This window comes from Pseudomonas sp. G5(2012) (genome assembly GCF_000408945.1).
GTDB classification, from domain to species: domain Bacteria; phylum Pseudomonadota; class Gammaproteobacteria; order Pseudomonadales; family Pseudomonadaceae; genus Aquipseudomonas; species Aquipseudomonas umsongensis.
The window spans coordinates 1-1,558 of record NZ_APIO01000158.1 but is presented as its reverse complement, the minus strand read 5'-3'; the positions used below and the strand labels follow the sequence as shown (position 1 = coordinate 1,558).

Here is a 1,558-nt window from a genome sequence, read left to right as displayed (position 1 = left end):
TGCTCGCTCCTACAAGTACAGGGTCATTTCAGGCTGATGCGAATCCGCTTGCGTGCACTGCGCGTCAGGCGGATCGACAGCATCAGCGCCGCGCAGCTCAGGCCGACGATCAGGCCCTGCCAGAGGCCGCTCGGGCCGCTTGGCGTGCCCAGCCAGTCGGTCAGGCCGAGGGCGTAGCCCACCGGCAGGCCGATGCCCCAGTAGGCGAACAGGGTCAGGATCATCGTCACCCGGGTGTCTTGATAGCCGCGCAACGCGCCGGCCGCCGTGACCTGGATCGCATCGGAAAACTGGAACAGCGCCGAATACACGATCAACATCGCCGCCACCTTGATCACCGTCGGGTCCGCCGTGTAGATCGTCGCGATGTGCTCACGCAGCAATAGCATCATGCTCGCCGACAGGCAGGCGTACGCCAACGCCGTGCCCATGCCGACGCCTGCGGCGAAACGCGCTTCACGGGGTTGCTCGCGCCCCAGCGCCTGGCCGACCCGCACGGTCACGGCCATGCCCAAGGAGTAGGGGATCATGAACACCAGCGAGCTGAAGTTGAGGGCGATCTGGTGACCGGCGACCACGGTGGCGCCGAGGCTGCCGATCAACAGGGCGATTACGGCGAAGATGCTCGACTCGGCGAATACGGCAATGCCGATAGGCAGGCCGATGCCCAGCAGGCGCTTGATCACCGACCATTGTGGCCAATCGAAACGGCTGAACAGCTGGCTCGATTGATAGGCTGGCGCCCAGCGCTCCCAGCCGGCCATGCCCAGGGCCATCACCCACATCACGATCGCCGTGGCCCAGCCGCAACCGACACCGCCCATGGCCGGCACGCCGAAGTGGCCATAGATGAACACGTAATTCAGCGGAATGTTCAGCGCCAGGCCGCACAGGCCCAGGACCATCGCCGGGCGGGTGCGGCCCAGGCCGTCACTGAAGCAGCGCAGCACATGGTAGATCGCGACCGCAGGCAGGCCGCTGGCGATGCCGTGCAGGTACTGCATGCAGGGGCCGATCAGTTCGGGATCGACCTTCATCACGCGCAGGACCGGCTCGGCGCCCAGTAGCAGGCCGGTCGCGATCAGGCCCACCACCAACGCCAGCCACAGCGCCTGACGCACGATCGGGCCGATCTCGCTGTGGGTCCCGGCACCAAAGCGCTGGGCGACTTTCGGCGTGGTGGCCAGCAACGTGCCGGTCATCAACAGGAACACCGGCACCCAGATCGAGTTGCCTAGCGCCACCGCCGCCAGGTCGCGCGGCCCGACCCGGCCAGCCATCACCGCATCGACAAAACCCATCGCCGTGGTGGCCAGTTGCGCGATCATGATCGGCAAGGCCAGGCCGAGCAGGTTTTTCAGCTCCAGGCGGACCCGGGCGGGGCGGGAGAGGGAAGGGCTGGCGGTGTGGGGAGTCACGGAATTCAAGGGCAAAGCGTCCAAAGATTGTTCATGCGCGGCTGCGCATTCTACGCGTTGACGCAGCGGTCAGGAAAAGACTGTGTTGGGGATTTGTAATCCCACCCCTCCCTCTGTAGGAGCGAGCATGCTCCGGGCGG

The 1,558-nt window shown here is 66.0% G+C and carries 1 protein-coding gene; it reads right to left on the bottom strand.

Features of this window, described 5'->3' with window-relative positions; all coding sequences use genetic code 11:
• Nucleotides 1-23: 23 nt before the first annotated feature.
• Nucleotides 24-1,427: an MATE family efflux transporter gene (locus PG5_RS30925; RefSeq protein ID WP_042955908.1), complete on the bottom strand. Its 1,404-nt coding sequence runs from the start codon at nucleotides 1,425-1,427 to the stop codon at nucleotides 24-26.
• Nucleotides 1,428-1,558 lie beyond the last annotated feature (131 nt).